The following is an 18,840-nucleotide window of genomic DNA, read 5'->3' as shown; positions in this document are numbered from 1 at the left end:
TTGTTTACTTGTCAACTAGTCAACTAAAAAAATAAACAACAATGAAAAGATATTGTCAAACACTAGACTTAAAAGAAGACGAAAAATTAATCGAAGAATACTGCCACTGGCATTCGCCGGAAAATATATGGCCGGAAATTCCTGCCGGAATCCGCGAAGTTGGAATCCTTGATATGGAAATATATCGCCTTGGTTCACGCCTTTTCATGATAGTTGAAACTCCGGATGATTTCAACTGGGACGAAGCATTTGCCCGCCTTGCCACACTTGACCGCCAGGCAGAATGGGAAGCATTTGTAGACAAGTTTCAGAAATCAGCTCCCGGCAGCTCCTCATCCGAGAAATGGCAATTAATGGACAGAATATTCAAACTTTGAAATCCTATGGAAAATAAAGGAAAGAAATCTTTGGTGTCGGCAGCTGACGGCAAATCATTTTTGCTTCCATTTGTCCTCATCACCTCATTGTTTTTGCTGTGGGGATTTGCTCACGGATTGCTTGATGTTCTGAACAAACATTTCCAGACAGCTTTCACTATGTCGAAAGCAGAAAGCGGACTTGTCCAGTTTGTGACCTACATTGCCTATTTTCTTATGGCATTGCCGGCCGGAGCATTCATGAAGCGTTTCGGATATAAGAGTGGAATAATTGCCGGACTGATGTTATTTGCTTTGGGAGCATTTGCCTTCGTTCCTGCGGCTTACACACATTCTGCAGTACCATTCCTGATAGCCCTTTTCATAATAGCTTGCGGACTTTGCATACTTGAAACGGCAGCCAACCCATATTCCACTGTTCTCGGTCCTGCGGAATATGCTGCACAGAGATTGAATCTCTCACAGTCGTTCAACGGATTGGGATGGATTTTAGGACCGCTCGTTGGCGGAGCCTTGATATTCGGTGCTCAGTCCGACGATTCATTTGCTTTGGCAAAACCTTATATTCTTGTAGGCTGCATCGTTCTTATAGTCGTAGTGATATTCTCATTCGTCAGTCTTCCTGATATAAAAGAAGAAGAAATGGAAGAATTATTCCCCGACGATGCTTCAACACTAAAGGAAATGACGCCGACAGTTTCAATGTGGCGCTGCCCTCAGTTCGTTCGCTCCATTGCGGCACAATTCTGTTATTGCGCTGCACAAACAGGAATATTCAGCTTTTTCATCAATTATGTGACAGAATTGAAGCCGACACTTACTAACGTAGAAGCCTCACAAATTCTGGCATTTGGAGGAATGGCATTGTTCATGCTTGGCAGATTGTCAGGCAGTTTTATAATGAAAAAGATCAGTCCGGAAAAGCTTTTGGGAATTTATTCACTTGCAAATATTTTATGCATGATTCTGGTCATATTCGAATTTGGAAATATATCTTTGTATGCACTGTATATTTCTTTCTTCTTTATGTCCATCATGTTTCCTACAATATTCGCCCTCGGGCTCGAAGGAATGGGAGTGCACACCAAAAAGGCTTCGTCATATATTGTTATGGGTATTGCCGGAGGTGCATTCAGTCCGATGTTGATGGGATATATAGGTGAAAACGAAATGTCTATCGGCTTTGCAGTTCCTCTCATTGCCTTTGCTTATATATTGTATTTCGCTATGAGATGCAGAAAATCAGGGAAGAAACAGCATATTGCATAATATACTATAAAACAACATATTGCATTTTCAATATTTTTTTCGGGCTTGGAAAAGTTTTTTCATCCGCATGAAAATCTTTTTTCACAATATATGAAACTTTATTTTCATAATATATGGAAAAAGTTTTCCAGCCGTAAGAAATGATTCTGACAAAAAAAGGGAATCTCATCTACTTCAAGATGGATTCCCTTTATATATTTAACCAAGGTCCAAGCCCGACCGACTAACCTAAAGTTTCCTGCTTCAATTGTTCCACAAATTCATCGATGCGATGCAGTTCCTTCGGTATATCAATGCTCTGAGGACAATGAGAATTACACTGCTTGCAGCCGATGCAATGATTTGCCTGACGCAATTTAGGCACGCTTCTGTCGTAGCCAACCAGATAAGCACGACGGGCATCACGATAATTCTCATCCTTTGAACTCTTTGGAACATTTCCTTCGTTCACGCATTTGTTATAATGCAACAATATTGCCGGAATGTCGATACCATAAGGACAAGGCATGCAATATTTACAGTCATTACAAGGAATTGTCGGGTATTTCAGCATCAACTGAGCTGTTTCTTCCAAGAAATCCTTCTCCTCGTCGCTCAATGGCTGAAGCGGCGAATATGTACGGATATTATCCTGCAAGTGCTCAAGATAAGTCATACCACTCAAAACTGTCAAAACGCTACTTGGAGAACCTGCAAAGCGGAAAGCCCATGAAGCGACACTGCTTTGAGGCATTCTTTCTTTCAGGCGGAGCATTATATGTTCCGGAACATTTGACAAACGTCCACCCAACAACGGTTCCATAATAATTGCCGGGATATTGCGTTTTTCCAACTCACTGTAAAGATATTCCGCATTTACGTTGTTGCCTGAAGCATGTAGCCAATCAACATAATTCAACTGTATTTGCACAAAATCCCAATGAGCATAATCATGCATAGCCAACACCTCATCGAAAACCTCAGTTGTTCCGTGGAAAGAAAAGCCCAAATTACGGATACGTCCTGCCTCACGCTCCTTCATCAGATAGTCCAGCATACCGTTCTCGATATAACGTGCACGGAAAGTTTCGATACCACCGTTACCTATTGAGTGCAACAAATAATAATCGAAATAATCGGTCTGCAAGTCTCTGAAGGACTTCTCATACATAGCTATTGAATTCTCACGAGTCCAGTTCTGGAAGTTAGACAACTTTGTAGCGATGAATATTTTCTCACGCGGATGACGTTTCAAAGCAATACCTGTTGACTTCTCCGACCAACCCTGAACATAAACAGGCGACGTATCGAAATAATTTACACCATGCTCAATGGCATAATCCACCAAACGGTTCACTGCGTCCTGGTCAATAAGGTTTCCACCTTTTTCCGGTGCAGGAAGTGTAGGCCAGCGCATACATCCATATCCTAACAGAGACACCTTGTCGCCCTTCGGACTAGTGCGATAAGTCATCTTGTCTGTCGGCACCTCTCCCAACGCGCCTGAAGCATCGCTCCCTGTTCCTTGTGAAGAGCAGCCGGACAGCAACGGAGTTGCAGAAGCTGTGCTGATACCGACAATCTTCAGGAAATCGCGACGATTAATCGCATTCTTATCTTGTGTTTCCATATCTCTCGATGTTTTTATATATTAAATTTCACGATGGCGCTCATGTCCCTCAACATAAATTGCACTGTAAGGACGTGCAGGACAAAGATTTTCACAAGCACCACAACCGATACATTTCTCTTCATTTACAATCGGTTTCTTCGGTGAATCCGGATTATTCTTGTCTACTGGAATCATCTTTATTGCTTCAGTAGGACAGTGACGTTCACAATTACCGCACTCTACGCCATCAGTCACAGGAATACAATTCTTATGAATAGTAACAGCATGACCAATCTGAATAGCTGATTTGTCGGCGCGTGTAATCAACTTAATTGCACCTGTCGGACAAACTTCAGAACATTTCACACATTCCGGACGGCAATAACCACGTTCGTATGACATTTCCGGTTGCATAAAATTCTCCAACTTAGTTGAAGGACGAAGCACACCATTAGGGCAAGCCGAAACGCAAAGCTGACAAGCAGTACAATGCTGGGCAAAGTTTCCAATTCCAAGTGAGCCCGGAGGTGTAAGCGGTGTAAGACGTTCAGGAGCAAGTTTTGGTTCTATATCTGCCAAACCTCCGTCAACTTTCTGTTCAACTTCTTTCTTGTCTGTTGGAAGTTCCACTCGTGTATCAGTACGTTTTGTCTGATTTTTCTGATATTGACGAAGGGCTTTCTGCTGTTTTTCCTGAGCGTTCAATGCAGCAGTTGCAGCAACAACACCTACAGCAGAGAAGAAACCGCGGCGAGAAGCATCAGCCGCATTTTTGCCTTCTTCTTTTTTTGCGTAAGCATATTTGTAGTGAAGAGCATCATGCTTGCAATTATCCAGGCAATCCATACAAGAAACACATCGGCTATAGTCGATTGTATGTTCCTTTACATTGATACATGAAGCCTTGCACTTACGTGCACAAAGATTACAGTTTTTACATTTATCAGTATCAATCACCGGACGGAACAATGAAAAACGGGCTACAAATCCCAAGAATGTACCAACTGGACAAATAGTGTTGCAATATGTACGTCCGTTTCTCCAAGCCAAAACAGCCACCACAACAAAAGTCAATACTGCAACTGCAAATGTTGATACACTTTTCACCCACACATCAACAGTGTAGAACGCATAGCTATCTGCACGTTCAGCAAAATAAGCCAGCAAATTATTACCCCATTGATAAACCGGTAAAAACATGTTGTTTGCGATACGTCCATAAGCACTGTAAGGCGCCAGTAAAGCAACTGCCGAATGTATTCCGGCAACCAACAAAATCACAAACAGAATCAGAACGCCATAACGAAGCCAGGCTATAGCCGGCGAATAAGAAAAACGCATGTTCATCTTTTTACGCTTTCCGCTGATCCACGAAATAACATCCTGAAAAACGCCCAAAGGGCAAATCACTGAACAATACACTCGACCAAATACGAATGTAAGCAGCAACAATGCAACAACTACTCCAACGTTCAACGCCAACAAGGCTGGTAGAAACTGGATTTTTGCCAGCCAACCGAACCACGCATGAATTGTTCCGGTGAAATCGAGGAACAAGAGCGTAATCAGCGCGAAGAATAGTGTCGCGAGCGTCAATCTAATTTTACGTAACATATTAAGAACTATTATTTAATAGAAAAATTCATTGTTTATCATTATGAAACCATCCAAGCCTTGAATTCCGAGGCTTTGTTCTTACTCACATATACCCGTTCCGGTGTTTCCACATCCAAAGATATCAATAATCTGTTATCAAACCATATTGTAATATTGGTTACACTTTCTCTGGCTATGATAAACTGCTTGTTTGCCCTGAAAAAAAGATGAGGATCCAGTGTCGAATAAATCTGTTCCAATGTTTTGTTATACGGATATTTCATTCCGTTTCTCAAGAAAACGTAGGAATTCTTATCTGTAGTATAAAAACACGCAATCTCGGAAACTCCGACAGGCAACAGCATATCTTTATATGGTATAAGAATCTTGTCACTGTAGCTTGGCCTGGATATCATATTCGTGATTTGCGACAAATAACGGCTGATATCAGACCTTCCCCATTTCCCGAACTTAGCCAATGCACGGCGCACATCCTCTTCCTTGACCGGTTTCAGCAAATAATCAATGCTGTTTACCTTGAAAGCCTCAATAGCATAACGGTCATATGCCGTAGTAAACACAATCGGTGTTTCAATCTGAGTCTCTTCAAAAATCACAAAAGCAGAACCATCCGACAGATGAATATCCATAAATATCAGGTCTGGTGCATCATGCTCGGCCAACCACTTTATGGTTTGACGAATACTTTCCGTATTTCCCATTACATGAATATCTGAGTCTATACGGGCTAGCAATTCAACCATATTCTCATAAGCGGTAGTTTCATCTTCCACTATCAGTACATTCATAGAATATCATTTTTGCAAGGACAAATAAACACAAAATTTTTTATCGTCTTTCTCTACACGGATATTTTTTCCCATCAAAAGCATAAAACGGTTTCTTAAATTTGACAATCCTGTACCATTGGTTACCGGTGGAGCAAATTTCGGAAACACGGGATTCATAACCTGCAGTTCATCATTGTCATTCACCCATATTCTGACCACCATTTTATGTTCGCTGTCAATTGCATTATGAGTAACCACATTATCAATCAGCGGCAACAACGACAATACGGGCAGACACCACTCCAAGGCTTCCGGTCTGACATCAATCTCAAAAGTCAGCTTGTTGGCAAAACGGACTTCCATCATATAGGCAAATGCATGTACAAAGTCGATTTCCTCACGAAGTGTAACCAGTTCCTTTTTGTCGCTCTGCAATGTATATCTGAACACGTCCGACAGTTTGTTAAGGAAAGCCAATGTCTTCTCTTCATCATTCTTTCTTATCAGAGCCGAAAGGCTGTTCAATGAGTTAAAGAAGAAATGCGGATTGATCTGATTTGCCAATGCCTCACAACGACTGCGTTGATTCTCGGTCTGCAGACGTTCTATTTCCAATTCCCGGCGATGCCGCTCCATATTCAAGGCAACCATATGACCGAAAAAAAGGCTGAACACAAAAACAACCATAAACTGCAGATAGACAGAATAACGTGTGCAATCTATCTTTTCCACATCGAAAACAAAGCAAATCAATGCCAAAAGCAGATAAGCAACCGTCATGATTGCCAGATTTCCCCAAAAACGTTTCTTGAATGAAAAATATTCTATACCGCGCAGATTAAACTCAAGCAAACCCCAAATCACACCAACAAAAAACAGCAATCTGAAAAGATATGCCCCATAAATATTCATGTGTTCGGTTTCAGCATAAAAATTCATTTCCCAGGGAATGCATATCAGATTGGAAAAGGTCACAAGAAAAGCACCTATCACGCTAAACACGCCTAATTTTATTTGTGTATGACGATATAACCATTCCATGCTTATCCTCCGTTTTTCTTTTCTGTTTTACACAAAGGAACAAATATTTTACATCTTTATTTATGGAAAATGTCCTAAAACGAAAAAATCATTCGTCAAAGCGAATATTGGAAAATAAAAAAACACAAAGACGCTCGGACAAAAAGATTTTTGTCAAAACAAATCTTCAATGTCTCAGCGTCTTTGTTTATATATATCACAAATGCAATGTTATTTCAGCATCTGATACAATTTGTCAAGCTTAGGAGAAATAATAATCTCAGTTCTTCTGTTCTTGCTTCTTCCTTCGTTTGTTTCATTATCGGCAACAGGCATAAATTCACCTCGTCCGGAAGGCAGAATCTGCAAAGGATTTACTTTATATTCTTTTGTCAGAATTCTAACAACAGAAGTAGCACGGATAACACTCAAATCCCAGTTATCCTGGAACTGTGCTGTGTGAATAGGCTTACTGTCTGTGTGTCCTTCAATTGAAACATCTATATCTGTCTGCTTATTCAACACGTCAGCCAACTTGGCAAGAGCTTCTTTTCCTCGATTGTCAACCTTCGCGCTGCCGGATTTAAACAACAGCTTGTCCGAAAGAGCAACATATATTTTCCCGTTCTTTTCGCTTACCGTCAGTTCATCGCTGCTGAATCCCAGCAAAGCATCTTTCACACTGTTCAAAATGCTCTGCACCTTTTCGTTCTGGGCGTTCATCATATCCTGCAATTCGCTGATAGTTCTGCTGCGTTCGTCTAGTTCTTTCATTTTCTCCTGCAACAGAGCGTTCAGTTTTTCCTGTTCGCCCATGTTTGTGTTCAGCATAGTCTGATAATTACGGATTTGTCTGCCTAAATCAGTAGTGTCACGGAGCAAAGCCGCAATTCTGTTTGAGAGCTGGTCATTCTCATCTTCACTTGCTATTAACTTTTCCTTCAAGTCAGCTTCGCGCTTCAAAGCGTCGAGCCTTCCATTTTCTGCCAATAAATATTTCTTCTTTGATACGCAAGAAGAACCACAAATCAATATGGCAGAGACTGCCAGATAAAAGATTTTATTCATAATTCCAAATGCTATAAAAACGGGGCTAAAATACGAAAAACTTTCTAGTTGACAAGAGAACAGGTTGAATACATTTATATCCTTGTTCCCTCGTCAACTTGTCAACTCGTCCTCTTAATTAACTTTCCATTCAATAATACCGCCAGAAACTCCATCCTGAAGTTTAGCTTCAATTTTAAGTCCTGTTGTAGTTACCGGAGCGAAGTTTACTTTATTGTATTTGTCTTTGTCCACTGTATATGGGTCAAGAGCTTTTACTTCTTTCCATTCTTTTCCGGATTTGTAATAAAGTTTCCAGCTTTCCGGAACGCGGAAATCACCGTCATAATGGTCGAAATCCAACCAGTAAACTTCCACACTTGATACATTATATGGTTTGTCGAATTCATAAGCAAGAGATTCAACAGTTCCTTCCTTCAACCACCAGTAGTGATAAGGTTTTGAAGTGTCAGATGAACGTTTCGGCTCCCACTGGTCGTTTGCGCCCCAAGCCGGAACTTCCTGAGAAGCTGATTCCGGAGCATCCTTCTGAATAGGAGCCTGAATCATCATAGTCTTAGCTTTGCTTGCAATTGTTGGAAGCGGAGTTGGCCAAGCATATTCCTTTGATTCCGGAATCCAAACTTCCATCTGGTCAGCACCTCTGTTGTTCCATGTTGAATAAGGAATAGCCTTGAATGTTACTTTCTTAACATTTCCGTCTCTATCAACCTCAAATGCATTTCCTTTCAGAACCATTACGCCATTAAGCAAATCTTTCTCGAATGATGCAGAAACGGCAACTGTATCCGGAATAAATTTGTTGAATACAGTCTTTCCTTCCTGATCCTGACCTTCAAGACAGAACACAATAGGACCACGTTCCATTGCCAGCTTACCCAAATCGTCTTCAACATTCTTGTTTGCACGAACTTTACGGACATCCATAGGCAAATCAAGAGTAATACAGTCTCCGGCTTTCCAATTGCGTGAAATAGCTGCATAACCGTTTTTAATATCAGCTTTCACTTTCTCACCGTTTACAAGGATTGAATAATCTTTAGCCTTGTCTGTGTAAGTATATAAGTCTGTTGCTACAGGTCTGTCAGTAATCCAACTTGGAATACGAACAAGAATTGTGAACTGTTCTTCCTTCTGAGGATTAATAGTCATCTGGATATTTCCATCCCACGGATAACCAGTTTTCTGCTCGATTGTTATATTGTTATCAACTGTATTCACCTCTGCCTTGCTCTGTATGAAAAGGTTGATATATACATCCTTTGCCTGTGTTGCATACATATAATATGGAACAGAAGCCATGAAACGGGTAATATTTCCCGGACAACAAGCACAGCCAAACCAACGCTGACGTTCGTGTTCACCCATTGATTCCAATGGATTATCATAGAAGAATTTATCTCCGCTCAAAGAAACGCCGGAAAGAACACCGTTATACAAAGCACGTTCCAGGACGTCAGTATATTTTGAATCGCCGGTTGCAAGGAACATTCTGTAATTCCAATATACATTGGCAATTGACGCACAAGTTTCGCAATAAGCTGTATGGTTGTTCAACTCATAGTTAGGACCGAAACCTTCACCCTGCGGACGGGAACCGATACCGCCGGTAATGAATAATTTCTTGCTTGCCATATTTTCCCATATACGAGTCAAAGCATTAAAATAAGCAGTGTCGTTTGTCAAAGCGGCAACATCAGCAACTCCGGAATACAAATATCCTGCACGTACGGCATGACCAACGATTTCCTCCTGTTCAAGGATAGGCATATGGTCCTGACTATATGCGCTGAGTTTATGACCGTCTGTTCCTCTACCGGTTTCTTCAATGAAATATTTCGCCATGTCGAGATATTTCTTGTCGCCGGTCACTTTATAAAGTTTTGCCAGAGCCATCTCAATTATCGGATGTCCGGAAGGAACATGTTTCTGATTTTCACCCGGACCGAACACTTCACAAACCAAATCGGCATTCTTGATTGCCACATCGAGCAAAGTTCTTTTTCCTGTTGCCTGATAATGAGCAATAGCTGCTTCATACAAGTGTCCGGAGTTATACAACTCATGACTGTTTATTTTCTCCCATCTTTTTGTTCCCCACCATCCGGACAAGCGTGTACATTTGTTGGTAACACATGTTGTAAGATATCCGTCAGGTTCCTGAGCTGCGGCAATTATAGTTATAACACTGTCCAGATAATTGTCCAGATTCTTGTCATATTTGTTTGCCAAAGAATATGAAGCTCCTTCTATTATTTTATAAGGATCTGTATCATCGAAAGAGAAATCTCCACGATGTTCGCCTTCCATTAGTTTTCCGGCAATGGCGAAATTATCGAAACGTCCGTTCTTTTCACATTCCTTAAATGCTGAAGGGATTGACACTGTTCTGTTGGTCTCGATTCTAGGCTGCCAGAAACTATCACTGATATGCACCTGAGTAAATGGCACCTGCTTGATTTCTTCCTTGTTTTCACTAGGAGAAGAACATGAGATAAAGCAGGACAATCCTGCTAAACACAAAATTGATACTATAGGTTTCTTATTCATAAATCGTATATTTATAGTGTGTTACTAACTTTGTTTATTGTGATTTTTGCAAATATATATTTTTTAGTGTACAAACAACAATATTTAAAGAAAAAAGATTGGTAAAACTGGAAGTTTAACAAATTCAATATACTGATAATTACTTTAAATCGTCTAATTACCATCACTTTTAGTAAAATCATTTTTCTTTCAAAACTAGCAAAACAACAACCTTTTGCCCATTTTAATCCAATTTTGCTAACCGCTATTTTTCGCAAAAGTTCTTAAATTAGTGAAACAGAAAACATGAATAGCATCGTTTCAGAAAATCATCACAATGACTTCAGTAAATTATCACAATCGTTCACCTAAGTCATTACAATAACTTCGCACACTCTTCACAATCATTTCCCCAAACCATTGCAATCATTTTTTTAACACTCCGTATTTACCACATAAAAACTGCTGTTAATATGGAAAAACCATCAAAAAATGCACGTTTTTCTATCAGGAAGCCTCAAAATCTCATTCAAAATCGAACTATTATTTTGTCTAACTTCTTATCCTTTTCTCTTACATTTTTCCTTTATTTCCTACAATCATCACAATGATATTTATTCCAAGAAAGTAAACACCACAAATCCCTGTCACTTTGTATTTCCTTAACTTCACTAGAGTGCCAACGATTCGAATTTCATGTAAATTATCCCGAAAAATCGGATTCTCATAAGGGTTGGGATGACAGAATGATAGTTTGACGTTTTGTCAAGAATATCATTGTATACAATCATAGTCTGTCCATTATGTTCTTTTTTGTATACTATAACACAAGAATTTTTGATTAATATTTTGACTTAACTTAAAACTTATTTTACACTAAATCCACATTATAAGGAAAACGACTTATAATCTTTCGGTGTTTTCCCAGTTACCTTTTTAAATAATCTCGTAAAATGTTGTGGATACTGAAAACCAAGCTCATATGCTACCTGAGTAATTGAATACATAGGATTTAGAATACGTTCCTTAGCAATGTTTATAACTTTATTCTGAATATAAGTCTGGGCAGATATTCCTGTTTCTTTTTTTATAAGGTCACCAAAATACCCGGCAGATAAGCATAGTTCTGAAGCACAGTATTTCACTGACGGCAGTCCATTATTAACAGCTTTTCCGCCAGAAAAATATTCTTCTAATAATGTTTCAAAACGAACAAGGATATTCCGATTTACAGGTTCACGAGTAACAAATTGGCGTTCGTAGAAACGTAAACAGTAATCTAGTAGAAGTTCAATATTAGTGGCAATCAATCTTTTACTAAGTCTATCTGTTTTATTCTCTAGCTCCATCTTGATTTTTTCAAGGCAATCAACAAATAACCGTCTTTCGCTATCCGAAAGGTGCAGTGCTTCATTAACGTCATACGAAAAAAAAGAATATTCAAACATATTACGACCTAGAGATGTACCCCGAATCAATTCCGGGTCAAAGCATAATGCCCATCCTTTAGGCTGAAATACCTCACCTGTATCTTCTATACCAATGACCTGTCCTGGAGCCAGACATATAACAGAACCCTTCTGATAATCGTATCGTTGCCGTCCATATATAAATTCACAATTCTTTTCATCCTTGAGAAACACAACATAAAAACTGAATGTATGCCTCATGTGGCGCATTGGTTTGGCTGTGGAAAGATCTATAACACTAACCAATGGGTTCAATGTTTCTATGCCAAGCATTTCATTATACTGGCTTATAGTTTCAATATTTAACAGTTTGGTATTCATCCTTTATTAATCTTAAAAGATATTTTACTATGTCCAAAAATACTATTTTACTTCCAAATTTAAATGTATTATGAATTAAAACAGCAATTATGGTAAATCAAAAAGTAATCTATCTAATTATATCAAATAGCACCTCCTATATTTTTGCATATGAAGTTTGGAAGTAACTACAACCTTCATTAATACAAATAATTATTAGTAATGAGAAAAGAAACAGATACCATCATATGGATGGGAGCAGGACAAATTGGACTTGCCATTGTAAGGAGAATTGCTTCAGGGAAAAAAGTAGTCATAGGTGACAAAAGTATTGAACATGCTCATAAAGCTGCTGAATTATTAAACCGTGACGGATTCGATGCTGTAGCAATGGAAGCAGATATTTCATCACGTGAATCCATCCTTTCAGTCATACATGAATCATGTAAGTATGGTGAAATCAAATATCTTATTAATTCAGCAGGAGTATCACCTAGTCAGGCTTCAGTAGAAACTATACTAAAAGTCGATTTATATGGGACAGCCGTATTGCTGGAAGAAATTGGAAAGGTTATTGCTAAAGGAGGATGCGGAGTGACTATATCCAGTCAGTCTGGACACCGATTGGCTGCACTTACTTCAGATGAGGATTTGCTTTTGGCTACTACTCCTACAGAAAAACTACTTTCCTTAGATTTACTAAAAAAAGAAAACATCCAAGACACATTACATGCCTATCAAATGGCTAAACGATGCAATGTGAAACGTGTGATGGCTGAAGCTATAAAATGGGGAGAACATGGTGCCCGTATAAACTCTATTTCACCGGGAATAATAGTTACGCCATTAGCTATTGACGAATTCAACGGTATAAGAGGTGATTTCTATAAGAATATGTTTGCAAAATGTCCGGCAGGACGTCCTGGAACCGCAGATGAAGTGGCTCATGTAGCAGAACTTCTGTTGAGCGAAAAAGGAGCATTCATCACAGGATCTGATTTCCTTATGGATGGAGGAGCCACAGCTTCATATTTTTACGGACCTCTTAGACCATAAACAATTATTACAATAATTATGAAACATATAATATTTATCCTGGTTCTATTGCTAACTTCAGTTCCGGGTTTTACAAAACAATCAAATAATAAAAATACTATAAATTCTATGGAAACAAAACAGAAAACTCTTGTAGCCTTTTTCTCACGGGCCGACGAAAATTACTCAGTGGGATATATCAAGAAAGGGAACACACATATAGTAGCAGAAATGATTGCAGCTGAAACTGAAGCCGATATGTTTCATATCGAAACAGTAAATCCATATCCGGCAAATTACAATGAATGTATTGAAGTAGCCAAACGCGAAAAACAATCAAAAGCTCGTCCGGAAATAAAAGGAGATGTTCGTGTGGAAGATTACGATGTAATTTTTTTAGGTTATCCTAATTGGTGGGGAGAAATGCCAATGGCAGTATATACATTTATCGAGAAACATAACTGGCAAAATAAAATTGTAATTCCTTTCTGCACACATGAAGGAAGCGGACTTTCAGGCACAGAACGTCGTATCCAATCTGCTTGTGAAGGAGCAACAGTTATGAAAGGAATTGCCATTCGCGGTTATACCGCACAAAACGAACAGGAAACAACAAGAAAAACTGTTCAGACATGGATTAAAGGACTTAACTTTTAAAAGTTCATTTATTGGCTAGTTTGATATGGAAACACAAAATAAAAAAACAAAGTTATACAATTTGCACATTCAAATAAGAAATCTTATTTTTACAATCAATTCTCATTAAAATGTTTTTATACTGATGGATAAAACGAAGAAATATTATCGTCACTTCAAGGGAGGTAAATACGTTGTTCTAGCTGAAGGACAAGATAGCGAATCGTTAATTCCTGTAGTTATATATCAAGCACTTTACGGCGAACATAAAATATGGGTTCGTCCGAAAGAAATGTTCTATGGAACAGTTGTAATAGAAGGAATTGAGCTTTCACGATTTAAAGAAATAACGAAAGAGGAGGCTTATGGAAAGGACTGATGATATAAAGCTATATCTGAAGAACAAGCACCAAGGTGGCGAAAATAATCAGAAAGGTGGTTTGTTTGAAGATTTCTACGCCGTCTATCAAATTGTATCATCTATTACCAGATATAAATCTTCAGTTAACTGTGTAGAGTTCCAGACTCAATTGGAAGACACGTTTGTAGATGATATGTTGATATCTCATCCTGAACAAAATACGTACCATCAGTTAAAGAACACCAAATCTTTATCGTGGGGTAAAATAAATAAACAAGGTGATATTGCATTTGATTTTGCACATCAGATCGAGGACTGTAAAGAGAGGAAAGAGAAATTTTCTCTAAAATTAGTATATTCACTAAAGGACAGCAAAATTGGTGAGCAAATACCAGAAGAGATAAAGAATCAAACATCTACCGAATATTTTGATTATACAGCAGACTTAAATAGTCTTGTCATAATAAGTACACCTTTAAAACGTGCACTAAGGGCTATTACACCAAATGGTGAAAAAACACCAACTGATGTTTTAGCGAATATTGCCTCCGTGTTTCTTGGTGTTTGGAAAGGATGCGATTCAAAAAAATAGAATTTCTCTTAAGGAGATAATAAGTAGAGCTGAAAATTTTAAGCATGTAAATCTGAAGATTTACTCCGATGAAGAAATAAGCGACGAGTGTAAACGTGTTCTCGATGCTATTGATGGTTTTAAATACCATATAAGTGGAAGAATGTTTTATTGGAGCATAGGTCGTATGAACGGTAGTTGTCCTTGGCCCGAAGAGATAGAAACAGAGATAATACGTCTGCATCCAAAAGACAAGTGGGAACTAATATCAATGTTATCATAAAAGAAATGTGTTATGAGAAGATATGAAAATCTGCAATACGGAGATGAAAAGATGATCCGCAAGTATTTAGATATACTGGCAGACAAAACAACCAGTGTTGAGGAGTATCGTAATGCATTTGAGATACTTGGTGTAGAGTTAGGACGCGCATTAGTACATAAGGTCGGTGACATACCTGCAGAGGAAACAATGTTAGTGTGTGCATCAGAAGATGCAGACTGGTTGGCCAAAGGTGTAGAGAACGGTTTAGGTAAGGGAGAACTTCCTGTTTCTGTTTATTGGAATACTCGTAACACCGTGTATAAATCAGAAAATGGAGAAAAGATCGAGATTTCACCTATCGTAAAAGCATATGAGGAACCTATAGAAAAGTGCCGTCTGTTGATCATTGTGAAGTCAATCATCAGCTCTTCATGTGTGGTAAAGACTCAACTGACTAGACTTATTGATCGTATACACCCAGAAATGATTGTTATCATGTCACCTGTGATGTATAAAGATGCTCAACCTAATTTATTGAAAGAATTTCCTAATGAGATAAGTAATAAGTTCCAATTCATACAGTTTGCTGTGGATGAAGATCGTCAAGGCAACGAAGTAATTCCTGGAATTGGAGGAATGGTTTACCCTCGGCTTGGGTTAGGTGATATAAACAAGAAAAACCAGTACATTCCTTTAATGGTTAAAATGAGGATGTAATACATTGACAATTAGTGTTGCATAAAATCACATCCAGATATTAGTATATTTTCTCCCAAAATCTCCCAGTGTTTTTTTCGGAACATCGGCATGTTTCTCCCTGAACATGCCGAGCTTTTTATTTATAAGTAACGACTTCGGGAAGTTCAATAAAAATATTACTTCAAAAATTAAAAGTCTCAAAGAATAAAAACTATTTTTGCACTTGTTTAATCAATAATATAGAGATAGTATGAAAAGACTTATCTTTAATGTAGTTTTATTATTAAGTTTCATAAATATGACAGAAGCTGCAAACAATCCGTTCTTCGGAAAATACAAAACGCCTTTTGAAACTCCGCCTTTCGACAAGATTAAAACTGAGCATTATGAACCGGCGTTTGAAGAAGGTATTAAACAATTGAAAGAAGAAGTTGATGATATTGCTAACAATTCTAAACCGGCAACTTTTGAGAATACAATTGTTGCACTTGAAAGAAGTGGCGCCTTGCTGAATAAGGTAAGCAATGCTTTCTTCAATGTTCTAAGTGCTGACGCTACTGATGAAATGATGGAAATTTCACAGCGCGTTTCGCCAAAACTTTCCGAGAGCAGCAATTATATTTATCTTAACGATAAACTTTTTGCAAGAATAAAAGAAGTTTATGATCAGAAAGACAAACTGAATCTTTCAATTGAAGATGCAAAACTTCTGGAAGAGACTTATAAAGCTTTCCAGACAAGTGGTGCTACATTGAGCGCTGAGGACAAGGAAAAATATCGTAAACTGAGCACTGAGTTGAGCGTTCTGACTCTTCAGTTTGACCAAAATGCTCTGAAAGATGAGAATCGCTTCGAAATGTTGCTTACAAAAGAAGAAGAGCTTGCCGGATTGCCTGAAAGCGCAAGAGAAGCTGCCGCTTTTGCTGCAAAAGAAAAAGGTAAGGAAGGATGGTTGTTCAATCTTTCTGCTCCAAGTTATGTTCCTTTCCTACGTTATTCCGACAACAGGGAGTTGCGCGAAAAGCTTTATAGAGAATATATGAGCGTCGGCAACAAAGGAGATGAATATGACAACAAGGATATTATCAAACGAATTGTCAATATTCGTCTGGAAATAGCAAAACTGATGGGTCACAAGAACTTTGCCGAATATAAACTTGAGAATAAGATGGCAAAGACTCCTGCTAATGTTTATAACTTGCTGAACCAGCTTTTGGAAGCTTACAAACCTGTTGCTATCAACGAGTTCAACGCTGTTCAAGGTTTTGCAAGAGGTATGGAGCAGAAGAATATCAACATTATGCCTTGGGATTGGAGTTATTATTCTGAAAAGCTTAAGAACATTGAGTTCAATGTAAACGATGAAATGACTCGTCCTTATTTCCAGCTCGACAGCGTGAAGAAAGGTGTGTTCGGTCTTGCCACACAGCTTTACGGACTTACTTTCAAGGAAAACAAGAAAATTCCTGTTTACAACAAGGAAGTTCAGGCTTATGAAGTGTATGATGCTGAAGGCAAATTCCTCTCAGTACTTTACACAGACTTCTTCCCTCGCGAAGGCAAACAGTCCGGAGCTTGGATGAACAGTATCAGCCAACAATATAAGGATGCAAAAGGTAAAGACCATCGTCCGCAGATTATTATTGTTATGAATTTCACACGACCGACTGACACAAAGCCTTCACTTCTGACATTCAGCGAAGTGGAAACATTCCTTCACGAGTTCGGACATGCATTGCATGGAATGTGTGCTCAGGGAACATACGCAAGTCTTTCGGGAACAAATGTTTACCAGGATTTTGTGGAATTACCATCACAAATCATGGAAAACTGGTTGACTGAAAAGGAATATCTTGACCAGATTGCCAAACATTATGAAACTAATGAGAAAATACCGGCTGATTTGGTGCAGAAAATAATCGACGCTTCAAATTTCAACTGCGGTTATGCTTGCTGCCGTCAGCTTAGCTTCGGTATGCTTGACATGGCTTGGCATACTTTAGAACAGCCTTTTGAAGGTGATGTTATAGCATTCGAAAAGAAAGCATGGGCTCCGACTGTAACAGTGCCTGATGTTCCGGGAACATTGATGAGCAGCAGCTTCGGACATATTTTTGCCGGTGGATATGCTGCCGGATATTATGGTTACAAATGGGCTGAAGTTTTGGATGCAGACGCATTCTCTATGTTCAAAAAAGCAGGAATATTCAACAAGGATGTAGCAAAATCATTCTATGATAATATTCTTACAAAAGGCGGTGTTGAAGATCCGTCGGTTCTTTACAAGCGTTTCCGTGGTCAGGATCCGACTATCGATGCATTGTTGATACGTAATGGTATAAAAAAATAAAAGACAAATAAACAAAAGATGGCGGGAAATCCCGCCATCTTGTCTACTCAAAATAGCTTGATATATGAGTGACAAAGCGAATAAACAGCACGAAATAGATAAAAGATATCTGAGAATGGCTGCAATATGGGCCGAAAATTCATATTGCATAAGGAGAAAAGTTGGTGCTCTAATCGTAAAAGACCAGATGATAATATCCGACGGATATAACGGAACTCCTGCCGGTTTTGAAAACGTATGTGAAGACGAACACAACATCACAAAGCCTTATGTGCTGCATGCAGAGGCAAATGCAATTACAAAGGTTGCAGCTTCGTCAAACAGCAGTAAGGACGCAACAATTTATATTACTTCCGCTCCATGCATTGAATGTGCGAAACTGATTATACAATCAGGAATAAAAAGAGTAGTTTTCTCAGAAAAATACAGGACAGAAGAAGGTTGTGATTTGCTGAAAAGGGCAAATATCGAATTGGAATATATTGAAATTGACAAAGACTGACAATAAAAGTAGTTTTTTTTCAGTTAACTAGTTAAAAAGAAAACAAGTTGACATTACGTAATAAATAAACATAAACTATGGACAGGAACAACAAGCATTCCGTTTGGCTTCCGGTGATAATAGCTCTAAGCATTGCGTTGGGAGTTTTCGTCGGCAACCATTATAATACATTAAGCAAGAAAAATCCTTTTACCCAATTCAATTCCAGGGCAACCGCACCAAAATTCCATTCAAAATATGTTTTGCAACAGGTTTGTTAAAATAGTTCTGAAAAAAATGTGTTATTTGGGAAATAAAGCGGATATTGCGGATAGCAAAACCTTAACTATGAAAAACAACCTTAGCGATTGGATTTTTTACGTGTCGATTTTACAACCAAAGTCTTTCGACTATGATTCGTAAGATCTTATG

General features: G+C 38.6%; 16 protein-coding genes. 9 read left to right on the top strand and 7 right to left on the bottom strand.

Annotated features, from left to right (window positions below):
- The first annotated feature begins 41 nt into the window (after positions 1-41).
- Both ACYIAR_RS13460 and ACYIAR_RS13455 read left to right on the top strand, forming a co-directional pair.
- On the top strand, positions 42-377 hold the full coding sequence (locus ACYIAR_RS13460) for an L-rhamnose mutarotase (RefSeq protein WP_480330200.1): 336 nt from the start codon (positions 42-44) through the stop codon (positions 375-377).
- Between the two features lie 6 nt (positions 378-383).
- Positions 384-1,646: a sugar MFS transporter gene (locus ACYIAR_RS13455; RefSeq protein WP_480330198.1), complete on the top strand. Its 1,263-nt coding sequence runs from the start codon at positions 384-386 to the stop codon at positions 1,644-1,646.
- A gap of 223 nt (positions 1,647-1,869) precedes the next feature.
- Here the strand turns inward: ACYIAR_RS13455 and ACYIAR_RS13450 are convergent, their stop codons facing one another.
- The 7 genes from ACYIAR_RS13450 to ACYIAR_RS13420 all read right to left on the bottom strand — a co-directional run bounded on the left by ACYIAR_RS13450 (position 1,870) and on the right by ACYIAR_RS13420 (position 12,031).
- Positions 1,870-3,255 carry an aldo/keto reductase gene (locus ACYIAR_RS13450; RefSeq protein WP_480330196.1) on the bottom strand — a complete coding sequence of 462 codons (1,386 nt, stop codon included), beginning with the start codon at positions 3,253-3,255 and terminating at the stop codon, positions 1,870-1,872.
- Positions 3,256-3,276: 21 nt separating this feature from the next.
- Positions 3,277-4,851, bottom strand: a complete 1,575-nt coding sequence (locus ACYIAR_RS13445) for a 4Fe-4S binding protein (RefSeq protein ID WP_480330194.1) — start codon at positions 4,849-4,851, stop codon at positions 3,277-3,279.
- Between the two features lie 41 nt (positions 4,852-4,892).
- Positions 4,893-5,642: a LytR/AlgR family response regulator transcription factor gene (locus ACYIAR_RS13440; RefSeq protein WP_480330192.1), complete on the bottom strand. Its 750-nt coding sequence runs from the start codon at positions 5,640-5,642 to the stop codon at positions 4,893-4,895.
- A 6-nt stretch (positions 5,643-5,648) separates the two neighbouring features.
- Positions 5,649-6,665, bottom strand: coding sequence for a sensor histidine kinase (locus ACYIAR_RS13435; protein ID WP_480330190.1), 1,017 nt, complete (start codon positions 6,663-6,665; stop codon positions 5,649-5,651).
- 210 nt (positions 6,666-6,875) lie between these two features.
- Complete coding sequence (locus ACYIAR_RS13430; RefSeq protein WP_480330188.1) at positions 6,876-7,712, bottom strand: OmpA/MotB family protein; 837 nt, start codon at positions 7,710-7,712, stop codon at positions 6,876-6,878.
- A 114-nt stretch (positions 7,713-7,826) separates the two neighbouring features.
- The gene (locus ACYIAR_RS13425) at positions 7,827-10,262 is read right to left on the bottom strand and encodes a glycoside hydrolase family 127 protein (RefSeq protein WP_480330186.1); all 2,436 of its coding nucleotides are present in this window, start codon (positions 10,260-10,262) and stop codon (positions 7,827-7,829) included.
- Positions 10,263-11,128: 866 nt separating this feature from the next.
- Positions 11,129-12,031: a helix-turn-helix domain-containing protein gene (locus ACYIAR_RS13420; protein ID WP_480330184.1), complete on the bottom strand. Its 903-nt coding sequence runs from the start codon at positions 12,029-12,031 to the stop codon at positions 11,129-11,131.
- A gap of 201 nt (positions 12,032-12,232) precedes the next feature.
- Between ACYIAR_RS13420 and ACYIAR_RS13415 the strand changes: the two genes are divergently transcribed.
- The 7 genes from ACYIAR_RS13415 to ACYIAR_RS13385 all read left to right on the top strand — a co-directional run bounded on the left by ACYIAR_RS13415 (position 12,233) and on the right by ACYIAR_RS13385 (position 18,429).
- A complete protein-coding gene (locus tag ACYIAR_RS13415) occupies positions 12,233-13,066 on the top strand; it encodes an SDR family oxidoreductase (protein WP_480330182.1) in 834 nt (277 codons plus the stop codon).
- A gap of 108 nt (positions 13,067-13,174) precedes the next feature.
- The gene (locus ACYIAR_RS13410; protein WP_480330180.1) at positions 13,175-13,702 is read left to right on the top strand and encodes a flavodoxin; all 528 of its coding nucleotides are present in this window, start codon (positions 13,175-13,177) and stop codon (positions 13,700-13,702) included.
- 124 nt (positions 13,703-13,826) lie between these two features.
- On the top strand, positions 13,827-14,060 hold the full coding sequence (locus ACYIAR_RS13405; RefSeq protein ID WP_480330178.1) for a DUF1653 domain-containing protein: 234 nt from the start codon (positions 13,827-13,829) through the stop codon (positions 14,058-14,060).
- Positions 14,047-14,634 (top strand): hypothetical protein, encoded by a 588-nt coding sequence (locus tag ACYIAR_RS13400; protein WP_480330176.1) that lies wholly within the window; start codon positions 14,047-14,049, stop codon positions 14,632-14,634. The genes ACYIAR_RS13405 and ACYIAR_RS13400 overlap by 14 nt, the downstream gene beginning before the upstream one ends.
- Before the next feature lie 274 nt (positions 14,635-14,908).
- Entirely contained in the window at positions 14,909-15,595 is a 687-nt protein-coding gene (locus tag ACYIAR_RS13395) for a hypothetical protein (RefSeq protein WP_480330174.1), read from the top strand.
- A gap of 232 nt (positions 15,596-15,827) precedes the next feature.
- Complete coding sequence (locus ACYIAR_RS13390; RefSeq protein WP_480330172.1) at positions 15,828-17,927, top strand: M3 family metallopeptidase; 2,100 nt, start codon at positions 15,828-15,830, stop codon at positions 17,925-17,927.
- A 64-nt stretch (positions 17,928-17,991) separates the two neighbouring features.
- The gene (locus tag ACYIAR_RS13385) at positions 17,992-18,429 is read left to right on the top strand and encodes a deoxycytidylate deaminase (protein ID WP_480330170.1); all 438 of its coding nucleotides are present in this window, start codon (positions 17,992-17,994) and stop codon (positions 18,427-18,429) included.
- Positions 18,430-18,840 lie beyond the last annotated feature (411 nt).

Source organism: Parabacteroides sp. KHUB-01, from assembly GCF_056640935.1.
The sequence above is the reverse complement of the archived record's forward strand: the minus strand, read 5'-3'. Positions and strand labels throughout refer to the sequence as shown.

What these genes read in the sequence shown, in the direction of transcription:
- ACYIAR_RS13410 (WP_480330180.1), top strand. Translation starts at nt 13,175, where the DNA reads ATGGAAACAAAACAGAAAACTCTTGTAGCCTTTTTCTCACGGGCCGAC.
- ACYIAR_RS13400 (WP_480330176.1), top strand. Translation starts at nt 14,047, where the DNA reads ATGGAAAGGACTGATGATATAAAGCTATATCTGAAGAACAAGCACCAA.
- ACYIAR_RS13395 (WP_480330174.1), top strand. Translation starts at nt 14,909, where the DNA reads ATGAGAAGATATGAAAATCTGCAATACGGAGATGAAAAGATGATCCGC.
- ACYIAR_RS13455 (WP_480330198.1), top strand. Translation starts at nt 384, where the DNA reads ATGGAAAATAAAGGAAAGAAATCTTTGGTGTCGGCAGCTGACGGCAAA.
- ACYIAR_RS13415 (WP_480330182.1), top strand. Translation starts at nt 12,233, where the DNA reads ATGAGAAAAGAAACAGATACCATCATATGGATGGGAGCAGGACAAATT.
- ACYIAR_RS13420 (WP_480330184.1), bottom strand. Translation starts at nt 12,031, where the DNA reads ATGAATACCAAACTGTTAAATATTGAAACTATAAGCCAGTATAATGAA.
- ACYIAR_RS13390 (WP_480330172.1), top strand. Translation starts at nt 15,828, where the DNA reads ATGAAAAGACTTATCTTTAATGTAGTTTTATTATTAAGTTTCATAAAT.
- ACYIAR_RS13430 (WP_480330188.1), bottom strand. Translation starts at nt 7,712, where the DNA reads ATGAATAAAATCTTTTATCTGGCAGTCTCTGCCATATTGATTTGTGGT.
- ACYIAR_RS13435 (WP_480330190.1), bottom strand. Translation starts at nt 6,665, where the DNA reads ATGGAATGGTTATATCGTCATACACAAATAAAATTAGGCGTGTTTAGC.
- ACYIAR_RS13445 (WP_480330194.1), bottom strand. Translation starts at nt 4,851, where the DNA reads ATGTTACGTAAAATTAGATTGACGCTCGCGACACTATTCTTCGCGCTG.
- ACYIAR_RS13385 (WP_480330170.1), top strand. Translation starts at nt 17,992, where the DNA reads ATGAGTGACAAAGCGAATAAACAGCACGAAATAGATAAAAGATATCTG.
- ACYIAR_RS13460 (WP_480330200.1), top strand. Translation starts at nt 42, where the DNA reads ATGAAAAGATATTGTCAAACACTAGACTTAAAAGAAGACGAAAAATTA.
- ACYIAR_RS13450 (WP_480330196.1), bottom strand. Translation starts at nt 3,255, where the DNA reads ATGGAAACACAAGATAAGAATGCGATTAATCGTCGCGATTTCCTGAAG.
- ACYIAR_RS13425 (WP_480330186.1), bottom strand. Translation starts at nt 10,262, where the DNA reads ATGAATAAGAAACCTATAGTATCAATTTTGTGTTTAGCAGGATTGTCC.
- ACYIAR_RS13440 (WP_480330192.1), bottom strand. Translation starts at nt 5,642, where the DNA reads ATGAATGTACTGATAGTGGAAGATGAAACTACCGCTTATGAGAATATG.
- ACYIAR_RS13405 (WP_480330178.1), top strand. Translation starts at nt 13,827, where the DNA reads ATGGATAAAACGAAGAAATATTATCGTCACTTCAAGGGAGGTAAATAC.